The sequence below is a fragment of the Promicromonospora sp. NPDC019610 genome (assembly GCF_044389365.1).
Classification (GTDB): Bacteria; Actinomycetota; Actinomycetes; order Actinomycetales; family Cellulomonadaceae; genus Promicromonospora.
This window is the reverse complement of record NZ_JBIRXX010000003.1, coordinates 1-18,709: the sequence shown is the minus strand read 5'-3', so window position 1 is coordinate 18,709 and position 18,709 is coordinate 1. Positions and strand designations below refer to the sequence as shown.

General features: G+C 74.6%; 21 protein-coding genes and 1 riboswitch. Of the genes, 7 read left to right on the top strand and 14 right to left on the bottom strand.

Features of this window, described 5'->3' with window-relative positions:
* Positions 1-20: 20 nt before the first annotated feature.
* Positions 21-1,736: a glucose-6-phosphate isomerase gene (gene pgi / locus ACH45N_RS21205; RefSeq protein ID WP_397397577.1), complete on the bottom strand. Its 1,716-nt coding sequence runs from the start codon at positions 1,734-1,736 to the stop codon at positions 21-23.
* Positions 1,733-2,497 (bottom strand): copper homeostasis protein CutC, encoded by a 765-nt coding sequence (locus ACH45N_RS21200; protein WP_397397575.1) that lies wholly within the window; start codon positions 2,495-2,497, stop codon positions 1,733-1,735. The genes pgi and ACH45N_RS21200 overlap by 4 nt, the downstream gene beginning before the upstream one ends.
* A gap of 75 nt (positions 2,498-2,572) precedes the next feature.
* Here ACH45N_RS21200 and ACH45N_RS21195 point away from each other — a divergent pair, with 75 nt between their 5' ends.
* Positions 2,573-3,757 carry a PrsW family intramembrane metalloprotease gene (locus tag ACH45N_RS21195; protein WP_397397573.1) on the top strand — a complete coding sequence of 395 codons (1,185 nt, stop codon included), beginning with the start codon at positions 2,573-2,575 and terminating at the stop codon, positions 3,755-3,757.
* Positions 3,758-3,775: 18 nt separating this feature from the next.
* Here the strand turns inward: ACH45N_RS21195 and menC are convergent, their stop codons facing one another.
* The 4 genes from menC to ACH45N_RS21175 are packed head-to-tail and all read right to left on the bottom strand — an operon-like array spanning position 3,776 to position 7,432.
* Complete coding sequence (menC, locus tag ACH45N_RS21190) at positions 3,776-4,927, bottom strand: o-succinylbenzoate synthase (RefSeq protein WP_397397571.1); 1,152 nt, start codon at positions 4,925-4,927, stop codon at positions 3,776-3,778.
* Positions 4,924-5,862, bottom strand: a complete 939-nt coding sequence (locus ACH45N_RS21185; protein ID WP_397397569.1) for a GNAT family N-acetyltransferase — start codon at positions 5,860-5,862, stop codon at positions 4,924-4,926. Before ACH45N_RS21185 ends, menC begins: the two co-directional genes overlap by 4 nt.
* Entirely contained in the window at positions 5,859-7,040 is a 1,182-nt protein-coding gene (locus tag ACH45N_RS21180) for a M20 family metallopeptidase (protein ID WP_397397567.1), read from the bottom strand. Before ACH45N_RS21180 ends, ACH45N_RS21185 begins: the two co-directional genes overlap by 4 nt.
* A gap of 38 nt (positions 7,041-7,078) precedes the next feature.
* Entirely contained in the window at positions 7,079-7,432 is a 354-nt protein-coding gene (locus ACH45N_RS21175) for a DoxX family protein (protein ID WP_377229272.1), read from the bottom strand.
* Between the two features lie 127 nt (positions 7,433-7,559).
* Here ACH45N_RS21175 and ACH45N_RS21170 point away from each other — a divergent pair, with 127 nt between their 5' ends.
* Positions 7,560-7,922 (top strand): winged helix-turn-helix transcriptional regulator, encoded by a 363-nt coding sequence (locus ACH45N_RS21170; RefSeq protein WP_397397565.1) that lies wholly within the window; start codon positions 7,560-7,562, stop codon positions 7,920-7,922.
* Here the strand turns inward: ACH45N_RS21170 and ACH45N_RS21165 are convergent.
* Positions 7,919-8,308: a DUF6069 family protein gene (locus ACH45N_RS21165; protein ID WP_397397563.1), complete on the bottom strand. Its 390-nt coding sequence runs from the start codon at positions 8,306-8,308 to the stop codon at positions 7,919-7,921. The two genes, ACH45N_RS21170 and ACH45N_RS21165, sit on opposite strands and share 4 nt — an antisense overlap.
* Before the next feature lie 165 nt (positions 8,309-8,473).
* Between ACH45N_RS21165 and ACH45N_RS21160 the strand changes: the two genes are divergently transcribed.
* Both ACH45N_RS21160 and ACH45N_RS21155 read left to right on the top strand, forming a co-directional pair.
* Positions 8,474-9,679 (top strand): sensor histidine kinase, encoded by a 1,206-nt coding sequence (locus ACH45N_RS21160; RefSeq protein WP_397397561.1) that lies wholly within the window; start codon positions 8,474-8,476, stop codon positions 9,677-9,679.
* Positions 9,679-10,326 (top strand): response regulator, encoded by a 648-nt coding sequence (locus ACH45N_RS21155; RefSeq protein ID WP_397397559.1) that lies wholly within the window; start codon positions 9,679-9,681, stop codon positions 10,324-10,326. The genes ACH45N_RS21160 and ACH45N_RS21155 overlap by 1 nt, the downstream gene beginning before the upstream one ends.
* 15 nt (positions 10,327-10,341) lie before the next feature.
* On the opposite strand, the gene ACH45N_RS21150 is transcribed toward ACH45N_RS21155, so the two are convergent.
* The 3 genes from ACH45N_RS21150 to ACH45N_RS21140 form a co-directional block, all read right to left on the bottom strand.
* Positions 10,342-11,070, bottom strand: coding sequence for an ABC transporter ATP-binding protein (locus tag ACH45N_RS21150; RefSeq protein ID WP_397397557.1), 729 nt, complete (start codon positions 11,068-11,070; stop codon positions 10,342-10,344).
* Complete coding sequence (locus ACH45N_RS21145) at positions 11,070-12,878, bottom strand: ABC transporter permease (protein WP_397397555.1); 1,809 nt, start codon at positions 12,876-12,878, stop codon at positions 11,070-11,072. The genes ACH45N_RS21150 and ACH45N_RS21145 overlap by 1 nt, the downstream gene beginning before the upstream one ends.
* On the bottom strand, positions 12,854-13,933 hold the full coding sequence (locus ACH45N_RS21140) for a thiamine ABC transporter substrate binding subunit (RefSeq protein ID WP_397398619.1): 1,080 nt from the start codon (positions 13,931-13,933) through the stop codon (positions 12,854-12,856). Before ACH45N_RS21140 ends, ACH45N_RS21145 begins: the two co-directional genes overlap by 25 nt.
* Positions 13,929-14,034, bottom strand: a riboswitch (TPP riboswitch). It overlaps the preceding gene by 5 nt.
* A 37-nt stretch (positions 14,035-14,071) precedes the next feature.
* On the opposite strand from ACH45N_RS21140, the gene ACH45N_RS21135 reads away from it, so the two are divergent.
* The 3 genes from ACH45N_RS21135 to ACH45N_RS21125 are packed head-to-tail and all read left to right on the top strand — an operon-like array spanning position 14,072 to position 15,080.
* Complete coding sequence (locus ACH45N_RS21135) at positions 14,072-14,353, top strand: DUF4235 domain-containing protein (protein WP_397397553.1); 282 nt, start codon at positions 14,072-14,074, stop codon at positions 14,351-14,353.
* Positions 14,354-14,373: 20 nt separating this feature from the next.
* On the top strand, positions 14,374-14,844 hold the full coding sequence (gene moaC / locus ACH45N_RS21130; protein ID WP_397397551.1) for a cyclic pyranopterin monophosphate synthase MoaC: 471 nt from the start codon (positions 14,374-14,376) through the stop codon (positions 14,842-14,844).
* On the top strand, positions 14,841-15,080 hold the full coding sequence (locus ACH45N_RS21125) for a MoaD/ThiS family protein (RefSeq protein WP_397397549.1): 240 nt from the start codon (positions 14,841-14,843) through the stop codon (positions 15,078-15,080). The genes moaC and ACH45N_RS21125 overlap by 4 nt, the downstream gene beginning before the upstream one ends.
* Positions 15,081-15,093: 13 nt before the next feature.
* Here ACH45N_RS21125 and ACH45N_RS21120 read toward each other — a convergent pair whose 3' ends face one another.
* The 4 genes from ACH45N_RS21120 to ACH45N_RS21105 all read right to left on the bottom strand — a co-directional run bounded on the left by ACH45N_RS21120 (position 15,094) and on the right by ACH45N_RS21105 (position 18,537).
* A complete protein-coding gene (locus tag ACH45N_RS21120) occupies positions 15,094-15,609 on the bottom strand; it encodes a molybdenum cofactor biosynthesis protein B (protein ID WP_397397547.1) in 516 nt (171 codons plus the stop codon).
* Positions 15,606-16,520, bottom strand: coding sequence for a sulfite exporter TauE/SafE family protein (locus tag ACH45N_RS21115; protein ID WP_397397545.1), 915 nt, complete (start codon positions 16,518-16,520; stop codon positions 15,606-15,608). The genes ACH45N_RS21120 and ACH45N_RS21115 overlap by 4 nt, the downstream gene beginning before the upstream one ends.
* Before the next feature lie 227 nt (positions 16,521-16,747).
* Positions 16,748-17,206: an RrF2 family transcriptional regulator gene (locus tag ACH45N_RS21110; protein WP_397397543.1), complete on the bottom strand. Its 459-nt coding sequence runs from the start codon at positions 17,204-17,206 to the stop codon at positions 16,748-16,750.
* Positions 17,207-17,277: 71 nt separating this feature from the next.
* A complete protein-coding gene (locus ACH45N_RS21105; protein WP_397397541.1) occupies positions 17,278-18,537 on the bottom strand; it encodes an AGE family epimerase/isomerase in 1,260 nt (419 codons plus the stop codon).
* Positions 18,538-18,709 lie beyond the last annotated feature (172 nt).

Below are 18,709 nucleotides of genomic sequence, written 5' to 3'. Positions count from 1 at the left end.
CGGGCCTCAGGCCGGCGTCGTCAGCCGCGCAGCTCGCGGTACTTCGTGATGAGCGCCGCCGTCGACGGGTCCTGCGCCGCGAGCGCGGCCTCGTCGCCGGCGACCGCCGGGGCGATCTCCAGGGCGAGCTTCTTGCCGAGCTCGACGCCCCACTGGTCGAACGAGTCGATGCCCCACACGACGCCCTGCACGAAGGTGATGTGCTCGTAGAGGGCGACGAGCTGCCCCAGCACGGACGGGGTCAGCGCGGGCGCCAGGATCGACGTCGTGGGCCGGTTGCCGCTGAACACCTTGGCCGAGACCAGGTCCTCCGCGACGCCCTCGGCCCGCACCTCGTCCGCCGTCTTGCCGAACGCGAGCGCCTTGGTCTGCGCGAAGAAGTTCGCGAGGAACAGGCCGTGCACGTCGGCCCCGGCCGCGACGGCGCCGCCGTCGCCCACGGCGTCGGCCAGCGGGTAGGCGGGGTTGGCCACGGCGATGAAGTCGGCCGGGATGAGCCGCGTGCCCTGGTGGATGAGCTGGTAGAACGCGTGCTGGCCGTTGGTCCCCGGCTCGCCCCAGAAGACCTCGCCGGTCTCGGTGGTCACCGGCGTGCCGTCCCAGCGCACGGACTTGCCGTTGGACTCCATGGTGAGCTGCTGCAGGTATGCCGGGAACCGGTGGAGCTGCTGCGCGTACGGCAGGACGGCGTGGGTGTGCGCGTCGCGGAAGTTCACGTACCAGACGTTGAGCAGACCCATCAGGGCGGGCACGTTGCGCTCGAACGGCGTGGTGCGGAAGTGCTCGTCCATGGCGTGGAAGCCGCCGAGGAACTCGGCGAACGCGTCGGGCCCGATCGCCACGGCGAGCGAGGTGCCGATGGCCGAGTCCACGGAGTAGCGGCCGCCCACCCAGTCCCAGAAGCCGAATGCGTTCGCGGGGTCGATGCCGAACGCCTCGACCTTGTCCAGCGCGGTGGAGACCGCGACGAAGTGCTTCGCGACGGCGTCGGCGCGGCCGTCCTCGGAGTCCTCGATGGCCCCCGCGGCAACGAGCGAGCGCCACAGCCAGTCGCGTGCGAGCCGCGCGTTGGTCAGGGTCTCCAGCGTGCCGAAGGTCTTGGAGGCGACGATGAACAGCGTGGTCGTCGGGTCCAGGTCGGCGGTCTTCTGCGCGACGTCGGTGGGGTCGATGTTCGAGACGAACCGGACCTCCAGGCCGTCCTGGACGTAGGGCTCCAGGGCCTCGTACGCCATGACGGGGCCGAGGTCGGAGCCGCCGATGCCGATGTTCACGATGGTCCGCACGGCCTCGCCGGTGACGCCGGTCCACTCCCCGGAGCGCACCTTCTCGGCGAACGCGTAGACCTTGCCGAGCTCGTCGGCCACGTCGGCGGTGACGTCCTGGCCGTCCACGGTCAGGGGCTCGTCGGACGGGCGGCGCAGCGCGGTGTGCAGCACGGCGCGGTCCTCGGTGACGTTGATGTGCTGCCCGGAGAACATCGCGTCACGGTGCTCCGCGAGGCCCACCTCCTCCGCGAGGGCCAGGAGGGCGGCGAGCACGTCGTCCGTGACCAGGTTCTTCGACAGGTCGACGTACAGGTCGGCGGCCTGGTGGCTCAGGCGCCCGGCGCGGGCCGGGTCCGTCGCGAACCAGCCGCGCAGGTCGGGCCGGAGGTTCTTGGAGAGCTCGGTGAGCGAGCCCCAGGCGTTGGTGGTGGTGGCGTCGACAGGCACACGGGCCGGCACTGAGGTCATGACTCAACCGTAGTGCGGAGAGCCCTGGCCGCAGCCTCGGCCAGTGTCTGATCCGTCACCTCGTAGCCGGCGTCGCCCCCGCCGCCGGGACCGCCGGCGTCGGTCACGGTCCGCTTGGCGGACAGGTGGACGGCGTCCACGCCCACGCCGAGCAGGGCCGGGACGTCCGCCGCGGTGACGCCGCCCCCGGCCATGATCTCGATGCCGAGCTCGGCGCTGCGCTCGACCAGGGCGGCGAGGCGGTCCAGGCCGTCGGCCGCACGGGCCGCGCCGCCGGAGGTCAGGACGCGCGCGACGCCCAGCTCGGACAGCGTGTCGAGGGCCGCGACCGGGTCCGCGACCACGTCGATGGCGCGGTGGAACGTCACCTCGGCGTCGTCGGCGGCGGCCACCAGGGCGCGCATCCGCGCCACGTCCACGGTGCCCGACGGCGTCAGCGCCCCCAGCACCACTCCGTCGGCGCCGGCGTCGACCGACAGGACGACCTCGCGGAGCATCAGGTCGTGCTCGGCGGCCGAGTAGACGAACCCGCCGGGCCGGGGCCGGACCAGGACGTGCACCTCCAGGATCGGCGCGCTGTCGGACGACGGGACCACCGCCGCGGCGTCGATCACCGCCTCGATGAGCGCGGCGCTGGGCGTGATGCCCCCGGTGGCACCGAGCGCGGAGCAGAGCTCGACGCGCCGGGCACCGACGTCGGCAGCGATCACCGCCCCGGCCGGGTCCTGGACAGCGAGCTCGAGCGCGACACGTGGGGGCACGTGCGCCAGCGTAGTCGTGCGCGGGGCGGCCGTTCGCCCGCCGCGACGGGGACCGAGTCGGTAGGGTCCCATGGCATGGCCATCGATCCCAGTGCGATCCTCCAGGGTCGCGCCCCCGGGCGTGCCCCTGTCGGAGTGATCGTCGGGATCGTCTTCGCCTCGGTCTGCCTGCTGTTCGTGCTCGCGTTCGACGCGGTCACGGGCGGCGCGTCGTTCGTCGTTGGGCTGCTGCTCGCGCTGCTGCCCGTCGCGGTGTGGCTGCCGCTGGTGCTCGCCCTGGACCGCCTGGAGCCCGAGCCGCCGAACGCCCTGATCTTCGCGTTCCTGTGGGGCGCGGGTGTGGCGGCGCTGTTCGCGAGCATCCTGAACACGCTCGGGCTCTCGCTGCTCACCGAGACCGAGCTCACCGGCGAGGAGGAGGGCTGGTACCTCGTCGCGACGTTCGGCGCGCCCGTGGTCGAGGAGCTGCTCAAGGGCGCCGTCCTGTTCGGCATGCTGTGGTGGCGGCGGCAGGAGCTGAACGGCGCCACCGACGGCGTCATCTACGCCGCGATGGTGGGGCTCGGCTTCGCCGCGACGGAGAACGTCCAGTACTTCATCGACGCCCTCGACTCCGACCAGCTCGGCTACGTGTTCGTGCTGCGGGCCGTCGTCTCGCCGCTGCTGCACCCGCTGTGCACGGCGATGACGGGGATCGGCGTCGCGGTCGCGGCCCTGGCCGGGCCGGGCCGGCTGCGCCGCACGGCGCCGCTGTACGGGCTGCTCGGCGCGATCGCCCTCCACAGCCTGTGGAACGGCTCCACGAAGTTCGGCCTGGTCGGCCTCGCGGGGGCGTACCTCGTGGGGTTCGCGGTGCTGATCGTGCTGATCGTGATCCTGGCCCGGGACCGGCGTCGGATCGTCCAGCTCATCGAGCACTACCTGCCGCTGTACGGGCCGGTCGGCATCATCACGCCCGACGACCTGCGCATGCTGTCGAGCCTGCCGGGCCGCCGCGCCGCCCGGCGCTGGGCCCGGTCGGCGGGCGGCCGCCCGGCCGAGCGGGCCATGACCGACTACCAGCAGGCCGCGACCGAGCTCGCGCTGCTGCACCAGCGGGCCGGCGCCCAGCGCGACCTGGACCCGCACGGCCTGGAGCAGCAGCGCCAGTACCTCGTCTGGGTCATGCAGCAGGCGCGGGCCGCGTTCGTCGCGCGGCTGCCGCACCCGCCGGTGTCCCCGTGGGGCGCGACGGGCTTCGGGCCGCCGCGTCAGGGCTGAGGCGTCAGGGCCGAGGCGTCAGGCGCGTGGCGCCCGGCCGAACGCGATCCGCTCGACGCCGGTGGTCACCTCGTCGAGCACGTCCGGCACCGGGGTCACCCCGAGGCCGGGCCCCGTGGGAACGGCGATGTGGCCGTCGTCCAGCACGAACGGCTCCGTGATGTCACGGGCGTAGAACCGGCCCGACGCCGAGATGTCGCCCGGCAGCGTGAAGCCGGGCAGGGCCGCGAGCGCCGCGTTGGCGGCCCGTCCGATGCCGGTCTCCAGCATGCCGCCGCACCAGACGGCCACGCCGTGCGCCACCGCGAGGTCGTGGATGCGCCGCGCCTCGAGGTACCCGCCTACCCGGCCGGGCTTGATGTTGATGATCGAGCAGGCACCCAGCGTGATGGCCGCGGCTGCCGTCTGCGCGGAGACGATCGACTCGTCGAGGCAGACCGGCGTGCGGATGCGCCGCGCCAGCTCGGCGTGCCCGAGCACGTCCTCCTCCTCCAGCGGCTGCTCGATGAGCAGCAGGTCGAACGGGTCGAGCCGCGCCAGATGCCGCGCGTCGCGCAGCGTGTACGCCGTGTTGGCGTCGACCTGGAGCGGCACGTCGTCGCCGAACCGCTCGCGGACGGCCCGGACGGGCTCGACGTCCCAGCCGGGCTCGATCTTCAGCTTGATCCGCACGTACCCCTCGGCGAGGTAGCCGTCGACGACGTCGAGGAGCTGCGGGATCGAGTCCTGGATCCCGACCGACACCCCGCTCGGCACCCGGTCCACGACACTGCCCAGCTCCCGGGACAGCGGCCGGCCGGCGGCGCGCAGCTCGGCGTCGAGCACCGCCATCTCGAGCGCGGCCTTGGCCATGCGGTGCCCCTTGACCGGCGCGAGCGCCTGGCCGACGTCGACGGCGGAGCGGATCCCCGCGCCGTCCCGGTACGCGCCGAGCGCCGGGATCAGGAACCGGCGCAGCACGTCGGCGCACGCGTCCACGTACTCGGAGGAGTACAGCGGGTCGTCGCCCGCCACACACTCGCCCCAGCCCTCGCCGGCGTCGGTCTCGACGCGCAGCAGGAGCAGGTCACGCTCGGTCTGCGTGCTGAACGACGTGCGGAACGGTGCCACGAGCGGGAGCCGGACGCGCCGCAGCTCGATGCTCCGGACGGTGAGGTCGTCGGTCGTCATGCGGTCCCCTTGTCAGTGGACGGGTCGGCGGGCGGGCCGGTCGGCGGGTCGGTCACGGTGGGCGGGTCGGCCTGCAGGTCGGCCGGGACGTGCACCAGGTAGCCGCCAGGCCCGAACCCGACGACCGACCCGCCGCCGGACAGTGCCGGCAGCAGGCCCTCGCGGACCGCCACGCGCCACCGGCGGGCAGCGGCGGGGTCGGTGGTGCGCAGCGTCTCGATGTCGGCCGGCACGGGCACCGTGACCAGCCCGCCCGGGGCGGCCGCCCCGCCTGGCCCGGCCGCCCCGGCGGGCCCCGCCGCCCCGGGCGACGGGCCGTCGCCGGAGCAGGCCGCGGCCACCCGCGGATCGCGGAGGTCCCAGCGCACCAGGATCCGGTCGGACTCGTCGCCCCGGTTGATCGCGTCGGGCATGGCCCCGTAGAAGCCCGGCAGGTACTCGACCGCTCGCGCCGCGAGCTTCACGAGGTTGAGGTGCGCGTTCCGCGCGACGAGCGGGTCGTACGTCCAGGTGATCGCGTCCGCGCCCTGCTGGAGCACCCAGGCCCGCTGGTGCAGCTTGAGCGCGAACCCGATCCCGCGGCCCACGGAGCCGGCGGACACACCGGCGACGTGACTGTGCAGGGCACGCTCCTCGGGCGCATGGAAGAACCCGACGCACGCGCCGACCATCCGGTCGCCCACGTACGCGGCGGCCACGTAGTTGGTCGTCTTCGCCAGCACCCGGAGCAGCTCGGCGGGGACGGGCGAGCTGCCCCAGACTTCCGTCCACAGCCGCTCGGCGGCGGTGTGCCCCGCCATGTCGTCGACCATCCGGATCTCGACGCCTGCGGCGCGCGCGGCGACGTCGGACGCGCGGACGGCGTCCGCCACCACCGGGTCGGTGCCCACCGGGTCGGTCGCGCCCGGATCGGCCCCGCCGGACCGGCCGGTCATCGGCCCGCCGCCGCGTCGGCGCCCGCGTCGGCGCCCGCATCGGATCCCGGGTCGGATCCCGGGTCGGATCCCGCGTCCGCGACCAGGTCCACGACGAGCGCGCGCAGCAGCGCCGTGCGGTCGGCGATCCGGTCCACGAGCACGTGCTCGTCGTCGGCGTGCGCGCCGCCGCCCACCGCGCCGAGCCCGTCGAGGGTGGGCGTGCCCACGCCCGCGGTGAAGTTGCCGTCGGACGCCCCGCCCACGGCCACGCCGGTGAGCGCGGGCAGCCCGGACTCCTCGGCCAGCCGGGAGGCCCGGGCGAACAGGTCCGCGGACAGCGCCCGCTCGAGCGGCGGCCGGTTGATCCCGCCCTCGATCTCCAGCGCGGCGCCGGGCAGCACGGGCGCCAGCGCCCGCAGGGCGGCGTCGACCCGCTCCTGCTCGGCGACCGACCGGGCGCGGACGTCCACCGCGACCGATGCCTCGGCCGGGACGGTGTTGCGCGTGGTGCCCCCGGCGACGACGGTCGGCACCACCGTCGTGCCGAGCGCCGGGTCGCCCAGGGCCGCGATCGCGAGCACCTGGTGCGCCAGCTCGACCGCGGCGTTCACGCCCTTCTCGGGCTCCAGGCCCGCGTGCGCGGCGCGGCCCTTGACCACCACGCGGTAGATCGAGGTTCCCTTGCGCTCCAGCTTGAGCGCGCCACCGTCGGCGGAGGCCTCCAGCACGAGCGCGGCCGCCGCCCCGCGCGCCTCGTCCTCGATCAGGGCCTGGGACGACGGCGAGCCGAGCTCCTCGTCACCCGTCACCAGCAGCGTGACGCCGGTGCGGTCCTCCAGGGACGCCAGCACGTGCAGCGCCATGGCCAGGCCGGTCTTCATGTCGAAGCAGCCGGGGCCGCGCAGCACGCCGTCCGCGACGCCGAACGGGTGCGTCCGCAGCGAGCCCAGCGGCCACACCGTGTCGTGGTGCGCGAGCACCAGCACGCGCGTGGGTCCGCCGAGCCGCCACCGCAGGTGGACGCCGAGCCGTTCGGGCGGGACGCCGAGGTGGGCCGTGCCGAGCCGGGCCACCAGGTCGGCGGACCGCGCCAGCGCGGCCGGGTCCTCCGACGGCGACTCGCACTCGACCAGGGTCCGCAGGTCCTCGATCAGTGCGTCGGTGTCGGGCCGGGCGGGCGTCTCGTGGAAGGGCATGAGGGCACGGTAGCCGCCCCCGCGCCGGGACCCCAGGCTCAGAGCGAGAGCAGCCGCAGCACCAGGGCCGCCGCGGACAGCACCATCAGGGCACCCGTCGGGCCCACGCCCGCCCAGTCCTTGGCGCGGACGTGCGTGACGACGGCGCCCAGGAAGTACAGGACGAAGCACCCGGTGGCGGCGATGCCGATCGGCGCCCACCAGATCCCGGCGAGCGTGCCGAGCGCCCCGGCGACGAGCAGGGAGCCGAGCACCGGGATGAGGCGGCGGGGCACCCCGAGCTTGGTGGTGAGCGGCTCGACGACCTGCGGGTTGCCCGTCAGCTTGCCGTACCCGCTGAACGCGGTGGCCAGGATCAGGAGCGACGAGACGATGACAGAAGCGACGAACACGGGTCCTCCGAGGGACGACGGCCGGGTGGTGCCCGGCGCGACCAGGGCATCTGTCCGGATGCCTCCCGCATCGTCCGGTACCCGGCCGGCCTTGCCAAGGGCCGGGTTAGCGACTAACCATTGGTAAGTGACTTCTGAGACGACCACCGACCGGAGAGTGTCCGAGGACGAGTGCGACCTCTTCCAGCGCACCCTGGAACGCGCGGGCCGGCGCTGGTCGGGGGCGATCCTCTACGCCGGGGTCGCGGGCGCCCGACGTTTCGTCGAGTACCGCCGCTACGTGCGCGGCATCTCGGACCGGGTCCTGACCCAGCGGCTGCGGGAGCTCGAACGGCAGGGGTTCATCACGCGCGAGGTGGTGCCGACCATGCCGGTGCAGATCCTGTACACGCCCACCCCGGCGGGGGCCGAGCTCGTCGCCGCGCTGCGGCCCCTCGCCGAGTGGGGAGCCCGGCACCCGTCCGTCCTCGACCTCGAGGACGACCACTAGGCCCGGCGCAGGCCCAGCGCGATGACGGCGCCCACCACCAGGTGCTCGGTCACCAGCAGCGCCACCGACGCCGGCGTCGTGCCCGAGGCCGCGCCCAGGAGCGACACCAGCAGGGCCACGCCGCAGAGCACGAGCCACGCGATCTCGCCGCCGCCCTTCGCGAGGCGTCCGACGACGGCCCGCGCGCCCCAGCCGGCGAACCCGGCCACCAGCGCGGCGGCCAGGGCGGCGACAACCGTGACGGGCTGGACGCTCGCCCCGGCGCGGGCCTCGGGGTCGACGCCGAGCGCCGTACCGATCAGCCACACCAGGACGGCGGCCGCCGCGGCGGCGAACGGCACCGCCCAGGCGGGCCAGGGGCTGCGGGTCACCAGGTTCTCGGCCATGACGTCTCCTCACTCCGTGGCGCGTCCGTCGCGCCTGGTCACAGCCTTCTGGGCCGACGCCGTCGCGACATCCGTCCGGGGTACCGAGCCGGGTCACCCTTCGGTAGCGCCACCCCCGACCTTGGTCGGTGTCCGACGCCGCGCGCCGTGCGTAGTGTCACCGGCATGACAGGCGAACCGCAGGACCGCGAGCCCGGAGGCGCGCGCACCGAGGCTGCGCGCACCGGGACCGGGCGCCCGCCGCGGCGGACGGTCGTGGTGGCCATGCTGCTGCTCGGGACCCTGACCCTCGCGACGGTGCTGTCCCGCCGGCCGAGCGGGCCCGAGGCACAGCCCCTGGAGCTCCTGGACCTGGCCGTCGCGGTCGTCTCCCTGGCCCTGCTGCCGCTGATGTGGGCTCGCCGGTCGGTCCCGGTCGCGCTCACGCTGGCCGCGCTGGCGGTGCTCTCGCCGGGCGCGACGCCGGCGGCGACGTCGGGCGTGCTGCAGATCGCCCGGTGGTCGCCCCTGCGCACGGCGGTCCTGGTGGCCGCGGCGAGCACGGCCGCGCACGCATTGCAGGGGCTGTGGCGCCCGCCGGCGTTCCCCCTGGGCTGGTGGCTCCTGTGCGACGTCGCCGTCCATGCCGCGCTGCTCGGCTGGGGCGCCTACCTCCAGGCGCGCGCGCAGCTCCTCGCCGACCTGCGGGCCCGCGCCCGCCGCGCCGAGGCCGACCGCGAGCAGGCGCTGGAGACCGCCCGCTCCGGGGAGCGCAACCGGATCGCCGCCGAGATGCACGACGCCCTCGGGCACCGGCTGTCCCTGCTGGCCGCCACGGCGGGCGCCGTCGAGTACCGCCCGGACGCGCCCCCGGAGCAGCTCGCCGGGGCGGCCGGGCGGGTGCGCACCGGCGCCGCCGAGGCGCTGGAGGACCTGCGGCAGCTCGTCCGGCTCCTGCGCGGCGGGTCGGACCGGCTCGCCCCGCCGCCCACGCTCCGCGACATCCCGGGGCTCGTGGACGCGGCCCGCTCCGTGGGCGCCACCGTGACGCTCGACCGGACCGACGAGCGCGCACCCGCCGGGCCGGGTGAGGGGCCGGAAGACATCGAACCGTCGCCCGCGGTCGCCATCGCCGCCTACCGCGTGGTCCAGGAGGGCCTGACCAACGCCCGCCGGCACGCGCCGGGCGCGGCCGTCCGGGTAGCGGTGATCACGCACGCGGACGAGGTCCGGGTCGTCGTGGCCGACGACGGCCCCGAGCGCGCGCCCGGCGCCGCACCCGGGACCGGCCTGGTCGGTCTGCGCGAACGGGTGGAGCTGCTGGGCGGCACGCTCGACGCAGGCCGTTCAGCTGGTGGTTTTACCCTGGAGGCGCGGATACCGTGGGCCTGATGGAGACCCGCCTCGTGATCGTCGACGACGACGCCCTGGTCCGTGCGGGCCTGCGCCTCATGCTCGACGGCGCCGAGGGCATCCGCGTGGTCGGCGAGGCCGCCGACGGCGGGGACGTGGCGGAGGTGCTCGACGCCCACCCGGCCGACGTCGTGCTGATGGACCTGCGCATGCCCGGCGTCGACGGGATCGAGGCCACGCGCCGGGTGCGGGCCCGGCCCTCGCCGCCCGCGGTCGTCGTGCTCACCACCTTCGACACCGACACCGAGGTGGTGGGCGCGCTGCGTGCCGGGGCCGCCGGCTACCTGCTCAAGGACATGCCGCCCGCGCGGATCGCCGCGGCGGTGCGCGCCGCGGCCGACGGCGAGCCGGTGCTCGCGCCGGACATCGCCCGCCGCCTGATGGAGACCGTCGCCGCCGGGGGCGGTGAGGCGCGGGACGCCCGGAGCGCCCTCGACAAGCTCACGAGCCGGGAGCGCGACGTCGCCGTCGAGATCGGCCGCGGCTCGTCCAACGCGGAGATCGGACGGCGGCTCTACCTGAGCGTCCCGACGGTCAAGGCCCACGTCTCGAGCGTGCTGGTGAAGCTCGGCGTGGAGAACCGCACCCAGGTGGCGCTGCTGGTCCAGCAGGCCGGCGCGGCCTGACCCGGCTGGGCGCCGTCAGGCCCGCAGCCCCAGGAACTCCGCCACGCGGTCGGACGCCGGCGCGGTGCGCAGCTCCTCCGGCGCGGCCACCTGGAGCAGGCGGCCCCGGTCCATGACCCCGACCCGGTCGGCCACGGCGGAGGCCTCCGCGTGGTCGTGCGTCACGAACACCGCGGTGGTCCCGGTCTCGACGAGCGCGGCCCGGACCTCCCCGGCCAGCCGCTCCCGGAGCTGCCGGTCGAGCGCGGACAGCGGCTCGTCGAGCAGCAGGAGGCGCGGCCGCGGCGCCAGGGCGCGCGCGAGGGCGACCCGCTGCTGCTCCCCGCCGGACAGCGTGGGGACCGCCCGCTGCTCGTACCCGGCGAGCCCCACGAGCTCCAGCAGCTCTGCGACCCGCGCGTCCCGCTCCTGGCGGGTGAGCGGCAGGGTCTCCAGGCCGTAGGCCACGTTGCGCCGCACGTCCCGGTGCGGAAAGAGCTGGCCGTCCTGGAACATCAGCCCGAACCGGCGCCGGTGCACGGGCAGGCGGCCGACGTCGGCGCCGTCGTACAGCACCTGCCCGGCCGCCAGCGGCTCCAGACCCGCCACGGCGCGCAGCAGGGACGACTTGCCGCACCCGCTCGGCCCGAGCAGCGCCAGCACCTCGCCGGGCGCAACGGTCAGCGAGACGCCGTCCACCGCCGTCACGCCGGCCGTACCGGTCCCGTACCGCACCGAGACGTCCCGGATCTCCAGCCCCGCCATCAGAACTCTCCTCCCGCGCGGTCGTCGCGCAGTCGCTCCGCCACCATCATGACGGTCGCGGTCAGCGCGGCGAGCACCACGGACGCCGCGAGCGCCATCCCGTAGTTCTCCGCCCCGGGCCGCCCGATGAGGCGGTAGATCACGACCGGCAGGGTGGCGCCGTCGGGCCGCGCGAGGAACGACGTCGCGCCGAACTCCCCGAGGGAGACCGCGAAGGCGAACCCGGTGGCCAGCCCGACCGACCGCAGGGCGATCGGCAGGTCGACGGTGCGCAGCACGCGACCCGGGCCGGAGCCGAGCACCGCGGCGACCTCCCGCAGCCGGGGGTCGATCGCCCGGAGCACGGGGAGCACGGTGCGCACGACGAGCGGCACGGCGACGACGGCCTGCGCCACCGGCACGAGCAGCCCGGACGTGCGCAGGTCCACGCCGAGCACGGGCTGGTCCATCGTGATGAGGAAGCCGAACCCGACGGTCACGGCGGAGACGCCCAGGGGCAGCATGAACAGGCCGTCGAGCGTGCCGATGGCGCGGCGCGCGCCCACGGACCGGGGCCGCCGGGACACGACGAGCGCCACGAGGCCGCCCACGACCAGGGCGATCAGGGTGGCGGTCAGCGCGATCCGGAGCGACGTCGCGGTGGCCTCCCACACGGTGACGACGAGCGCGTTCCGCTCGCCGGTCGTGCCGAGCGCCAGGTAGTTCCCCGGGCCCCACGTCCCGTCCGGCTCGCGGAACGAGCGGACGACCAGCCCGGCGAGCGGCAGCGCGATGAGCGCGACGACGATCGCAGCGCCTGCGAGCGCCGCGCCCACGTCGGCGGGCGAGCGCCAGGACAGCGGGCGTGCCGAACGTCGCGCCGAGACCAGGTGCAGCGCGGCCTCGCGCCGCCGGCGGGCGCGCGCGGAGACGGCCAGGGCGGCGGAGATGACCACGAGCTGCAGGACCGACAGCACGGAGGCCGACCGCAGGTCCAGGAACTGCGTGGTGCAGGTCCAGATCTCGGTCTCGATGGTGCCGTAGCGCACGCCGCCGAGCACGAGCACCACCCCGAACGCCGTGGCACAGAACAGGAACACCACCGACGCCGCCGAGGTGATCGCGGGCGCGAGCGACGGCAGCGTGACGGTGCGGAACACGCGGGCCGGACCGGCGCCCAGCGACGCCGCGGCCTCCTCGGCCCGGGGGTCGAGCCGCTCCCACAGCCCGCCCACGGTGCGTACCACCACGGAGACGTTGAAGAAGACGAGCGCGACGACGATCCCGGCGAGCGACTCCTCCAGCCCGAGGAACCCGAGCACGCCGCTCGGCGCGAACAGTGCGCGGAACGCGACACCGACCACCACGGCGGGCAGCACGAACGGCACGGTCACCAGCCCGCGCGCCAGGCTGCGCCCGGGGAACGACCGCCGGTACAGGAGGTAGGCGAGCGGCAGGCCGAGCAGCACGGAGAACGCCGTGCCGAGCACCGCCTGGGTGAGGGTGAGCCCCACCAGCCGCCACGTGCGCGGGCGGGTCAGCACCTCGACGAACCCGGTGAGGTCGAGCGCGCCGTCGGGCACGAACCCGCGCACCACGAGCGCCGCCACCGGCCACGCGAAGAAGACCGCGAGGAAGCCGAGGGGGACGGCGACCGCGACCCCCCAGAGGAGGGGCGCGGGCCGGAGCCCGTGCCCCCTGCTCCCGGTCAGGCTCAGGCTCCGCCCGTGGTGGGCTGAGCCTGCGGCTCCGCTCCGGCTCAGGCTCTGCCCGTGGTGGGCTGAGCCTGCGGCCCCGCTCCGGCTCAGCCCACGACGGTCTCGGTCCATCGTTCGATCCACTCGTCGCGGTGCTCGCTCACGTCGGCCGGGTCTACCTCGAACGGCACGTCGGCCTGGGGCGCGAACTTCTGCCAGTCGGCGGGCAGCTCCACGGCCGCGTCGGCCGGGTACATGTACATCGACTCGGGCAGGGCGGCCTGGACGTCGTGCGTGAGCAGGAAGTCCACCAGCGCCCGGGCGCCCTCCGGGTTGTCGGAGCCGGCGAGCACGCCCGCGTACTCGACCTGCCGGAAGCAGGTCTCCAGCAGCGCGCTGGTGGTCGACTCCGAGCCGTCCTCGCTCACCGTGAACGCCGGCGACGTCGCGTAGGACAGCGCGAGCGGCCGCTCGCCGCCCTCGCCCGCCCCGGAGAAGTCGACGTAGTACGCGTCCTCCCACGAGTCGGCGACCTTGACGCCGTTGTCCACGAGCGAGGTCCAGTAGTCCTCGAACCCGTCGTCGCCGAACGCCCCGATCGTCGCCAGCAGGAACGCGAGCCCCGGGGATGACGTCGCCGGGTTGGTCACCACGAGCAGGTCCTTGTACTGCGGGTCGGCGAGGTCCTCCAGCGTCGTCGGCACCTCCAGGCCGGACTCCTCGAACCACGCCTCGTCGGCGTTCACGCAGACGTCGCCCTGGTCGACGGGCGTGAGCGCCCCGCCGAGCTGCTCGGCGCCCTCGGGCAGGTCCGCGGGCGTGTACTCCTCGACCACGCCGGCCTCCAGCGCGCGGGAGGCGAACGTGTTGTCGATGCCGAACACCGCGTCCCCGAGCGGGGCGTCCTTGGTCAGCACGAGCTGGTTCACCAGCGTGCCGGCGTCACCCGCGGCGCTCACCTCGACCGTCGTGCCGGACTCCTGCTCGAACTGGTCGATCAGCTTCTCGTCGAGCGCCCAGGAGTCGTGGGTCACCAGCGTCACGGTCCCCGGGTCGCCGGTGCCGGACGCGTCGTCGCCGGAGCCGGAGCCGCCGGAGCACCCGGCGAGCAGCAGCACCGCCGACAGCGTGGCCGCGATCGTGCCGGTGGTGATGGTGCCCCCGTGGGCACCGGAAAGACGCAACATCATGCCTCCGACTTCCTCCGCCGGTGTTACCCGGATCAGGTTCAAGGGTCTGCGGCTTTCCGCACTCTCAGCGCCGTGGGGGCGCTCCCCTGTCGTTTCCATGCAGCCTAGTCGGCCGCCGGGGGCTACGGTGAGAAGATGGCCAAGATTGAGACGGAACAGACACTCGGCGAGAAGGTCGGCACCCTTGCCCTGACGATCGCGGCCGGCTGGGTCGCCCAGAAGGCCGTCAGCATGATCTGGAAGGGCGTGACCGGAAACGACGCGCCCAACAAGCCGGACGACCCGGAGCTGGACCTGCTGCAGGCGACCGTGTTCGCGGCCGTCGCCGCCGGCACCGCGGTGTTCGCCAAGCGGCTGGCCGCGAAGGGCGCGCACAACGCCGCGGTGCGGATAGCCGCGCGCCGCTCCGCCGTCTGAGGACATGGCACCCTGGTGCCGTGAGCTTCACGCACCTTGACGACCGCGGCCAGGCCCGCATGGTCGACGTCACCGCCAAGCAGCCGACCGTCCGCTCGGCGACCGCCACGGGCCTGGTCCGTTGCTCCCCCGCCGTGGTCCAGGCGCTGCGCGACGGCGCCGTGCCCAAGGGCGACGTGCTGGCCGTCGCCCGAATCGCGGGCATCGCCGCCGCCAAGAAGACGCCCGAGCTGCTGCCGCTGGCCCACGTGATCGGCGTGCACGGCGCGGCGGTCGACCTGGAGGTGACCGACGACGGCGTCGTCGTCACCGCGACCGTCCGCACGGCCGACCGCACCGGCGTCGAGATGGAGGCGCTCACCGCCGTCGCGGTCGCCGGCCTCGCCGTGATCGACATGGTGAAGGGCCTGGACAAGTCGGTCTCGCTCGCGGACGTGCGGCTGGAGCGCAAGACGGGCGGCAAGTCGGGCGACTGGGTGCGTCCCGAGTGATCACGGTCCGCTACTTCGCCGGCGCCCGGGAGGCCGCGGGGCGCACCACCGAACAGCTCGACGGCCCGACGTCGGTGGCCGCCCTTCGCGGCGCCCTCGCCGCCGCCCACCCGGCCCTGGGTGTCGTGCTGCCGAAGTGCGCGCTGCTGGTCGCGGGCGCCCGCGCCACGACGGACGAGGCGACCGTGCCGGACGGCGTCACTGTCGACGTGCTCCCGCCCTTCGCGGGCGGCTGACCCGCCGGACGCGCTACGCCGGCGCCGGGGCGGGGTGGTCGCCGCCCTCGAGCTGGGAGCGGACGTGCGGCCAGAGGGCGAGCACCACGTCGAGGCCGTCCCGCACGCCCCCGGACGAGCCGGGCAGGTTCACCACGAGCGCGCGCGTCCCGCCTGCGGCCCGGGCCACGCCCACCAGCCCTCGCGAGAGCGCGGCGGTGGGGATGCCCGCAGCGGTGCCCCGCTGCCGCACGGCCTCGGCGACACCCGGCACCTCGTAGTCCAGCACCGCACGGGTGCCCTCAGGCGTGAGGTCGCGGGGCGTGATCCCGGTGCCCCCGGTGGTCACCACCAGACGAGCGCCGGCGTCGAGCGCGGTCCGCAGGATGTCGCGGACCGGCTCGACGCCGTCGGGTACCAGATGGGTGGCCAGGTCGGTGAACCCCGCCTCGCGCAAGATCCGCGCCGCCGCAGGACCGGACCGGTCCTCGGCCTCGCCGCGGGCACAGCGGTCGGAGACGGTGATCACCGCTACCTGGTCGGACGTCATGCCGACACGCTATCGGCCTCCGGCTTCTCGCTCACGGCGGCCTCCTCGGCCTGGGCCTTGCGGTGCGCCCGCACGGACCAGATGACGGCGGCGGCCCAGCCCAGCCAGATCACCACGTAGACCGGGATCTTCACCGGGTCGGAGGCGGCGATCCAGTCGCTGTTGAGCAGCGTGCGCGAGTTGGTGAGCACGATGACGCCACCCACGAGCGAGCCCAGGATGCGCGGCGGCACCAGGCGCACCAGCCAGGCCGCGATCGGCGCCGCGATCAGGCCACCGATGAGCAGGGCGAGCACCCAGGTGAAGTCGATGCCCTCGCCGCTGAGGCCGACGAAGAAGCCGACGCTGGCGGCGACGGCCACCAGGAACTCGCTCGTGTCGATCGAGCCGATCACCTTGCGCGGCTCGAGGCGGCCGCTCGCGAGGATCGCGGGCGTGCCGACCGGGCCCCAGCCGCCGCCACCGGTGGCGTCGAAGAAGCCGGCCACGAGGCCGAGCGGAGCGAGGAACCTCTTGCGCAGCGGCTTGTCCGAGCGGGTCGGCAGGCCCTGCACCGTGAAGCGCAGCAGCACGTAGAGGCCCAGCAGGAGCAGGATCACCGACATGACCGGTCCGGCGACCTCCGTCGACAGCGACGAGAGGAACGTGGCACCGGCGAACGCGCCGATCGCTCCGGGGATGCCGATCTTGGCGACGACCTTCCAGTCCACGTTGCCGAAGCGCCAGTGGGAGGCGCCGGACGCGAGAGTCGTGCCGATCTCCGCGAGGTGCACGGTCGCCGAGGCCGCCGCGGGGTTGGTGCCGATAGCCAGCAGAAGCGTCGTCGAGGTGACGCCGTAGGCCATGCCCAGACTGCCGTCCACCAGCTGCGCGCCGAGGCCGACGAGCGCCAGCAGGATCAGGGTTCTCATGGTCGTGACCTTCCAGGTCCGGGGGGATACGACACAGGGCCATGGCAAAGTCGGGCCCGCGTCAAGGTAACCACCTAACCCGGTCGGAAACAACAAGCATCTCAGAGATCGGATAAGTGCGCACGAGTAAGTCGGGTGAAAGTCCCGCGCTCGCTCGAAGTTCGGCCGGAGCTCGGCCGGACCGGGTACAGCCGGACGTCAATGTCCGGTCAGGATTCCAGTCGGGTTCAGGAGTTCGACCAGGCCGAGTCGCCCTCGGTCAGGGCGCGGACGTCGTCCGGCAGGGCGCCGCTCACCAGGTCCGCGAGCGACACCGCCTCCAGCACCGCGCGCACGTTGGCCCGCAGCGCCACCCACACGTGCAGGAGGGGCGCGGCCGCCCCCTGGAACTCCAGGTCGGACGGCCGGTTGCCGCGAACGAAGACGAGCGGCCCGTCCACGGCGCGCACGATGTCGGCGATGGTGATCGAGTCTGCCGGCCGGGCGAGACGGTACCCGCCGCCGGCCCCGCGATGGCTGGTGACGAGCCCGTCGCGACGCAGGTCGCTCAGGATCCCCTCCAGGAAGCGGTGCGGGATGTCCTGCGCCCGGGCCAGGGCCTCGGCGCGGACGGGCCCGTCGTGGTCGGCCGCCGCCAGCTCGGCGGCGGCCCGGACGGCGTAGTCGGCTCGTGCGGAGATCCTCATGGCTCCATTGTCTCCCGCCCACGGCGCCGGCACGCACGACACCGTGGACGCGCCCCGGTCCGGGGCCGTCGTCAGGCCAGGATCTGGCCCGCCTGCTGCGCCGACGCCGCGAACGACCCCGTGAGCGGGAGCTCCGGCAGGATCACCGCCTGGGCGGCGTGGTAGACGTCGGGCTTGCCCACCCAGGTGAGCCCGGACGGGCGGTTCTCGGTGTCGAGCTCGTGGTGCCACGACCCGTGCTCGGCGTCGACGAGGTGCTCGCGGATCCAGGCCCACCACTCGCGCTCGAGCTCCGTGTACCGCGCGTCCCCGGTGACCCGTGCCAGCACGTTCGCCGTGGCAGCGCCCTCGGCCGCGACCCAGTGGAAGCGCCGGGGCTCGACCGGCGTGCCGGCCCAGTCCGTCGTGTAGACGAAGCCGCCTCCGCCCGCGCCGTCCCAGCCGTCCGTGACCGCGCGGTCGAAGAGCGCGGCGGCGGCCGCGGTCCGCTGACCGGGTGTGCCCGCCTCGGCGTCGATCTGCAGCAGCAGGCGGGCCCACTCGAGCCCGTGCCCCGGTGTCGCGCCGTACGGCTTGAACTGGTCGCGGGGCCGGTCCGCGTTGTACTCGAGGAGCGGGTTCCAGTCCGCGTCGAAGTGCTCGGGGATCCGCCAGTCGTTCGCCTCGGCCCAGGCCACGACCTGGTCCCCGATCGCCGACGCGCGCTCCAACCAGAGCGGGTCCCGGGTCGCGGCGTGGGCCGCGAGCAGCGCCTCGACGGAGTGCATGTTCGCGTTCACGCCCCGGTAGTCCGACGTGGTCGCCCAGTCGCGGGACCGCTCGTCCAGGTGCAGGTTCCGCTCCGGCTCCCAGAACCGCGCGTCGAGCACCGCGAGGGCCTCCGTGAGCAGCTCCGACGCACCGGCGATGCCGGCCACCTTGCCGGTCGAGGCCGCGAGCACCACGAACGCGTGCGCGTACGCCTCCTTGGTGCCGACGAGCTCGTCACCCTCGCCGCGGGCGGCCAGCCACCCGCCGAACTCGGCGTCGGCCAGCACCTCGCGCAGCCCGGTGAGGGCACGCGCGGCGTACTCGTCCGCCCCGCTCACCCCCAGCAGGTGCCCGACGGCGAAGCTGTGCGCCATCCGCGCCGTGATCCACGTCTCGACGGGGTGGGAGGTGTCCGGCCGGCCCTCGTCGTCGAGCCAGCACGCGGCGCCGTCCTCGCGGATGGAGGCCTCGGCGAAACGCAGCAGCGAGACGAAGTGGTCACGACGCCACGCCGCGTCGGCGCTGCTTGCGGGCTGGGTGCTGGTGGAGCCCGCGGCAGTGCGGGTGGAGTCTGCGTTCACACCGCCACGATAGCCGCGGCCGCTGTGCGGCCCGCAACTTGCCTGCGTGCCGGACGGCCGGCCGTGGTGGTCCGGAAATGCAGGAAGGGGGTGGGATGCTCGACCATCTCTGGTCGGGCATCCCACCCCCTTGCTGGGAATGGTTGTCCGGCGGCGTCCTACTCTCCCACCC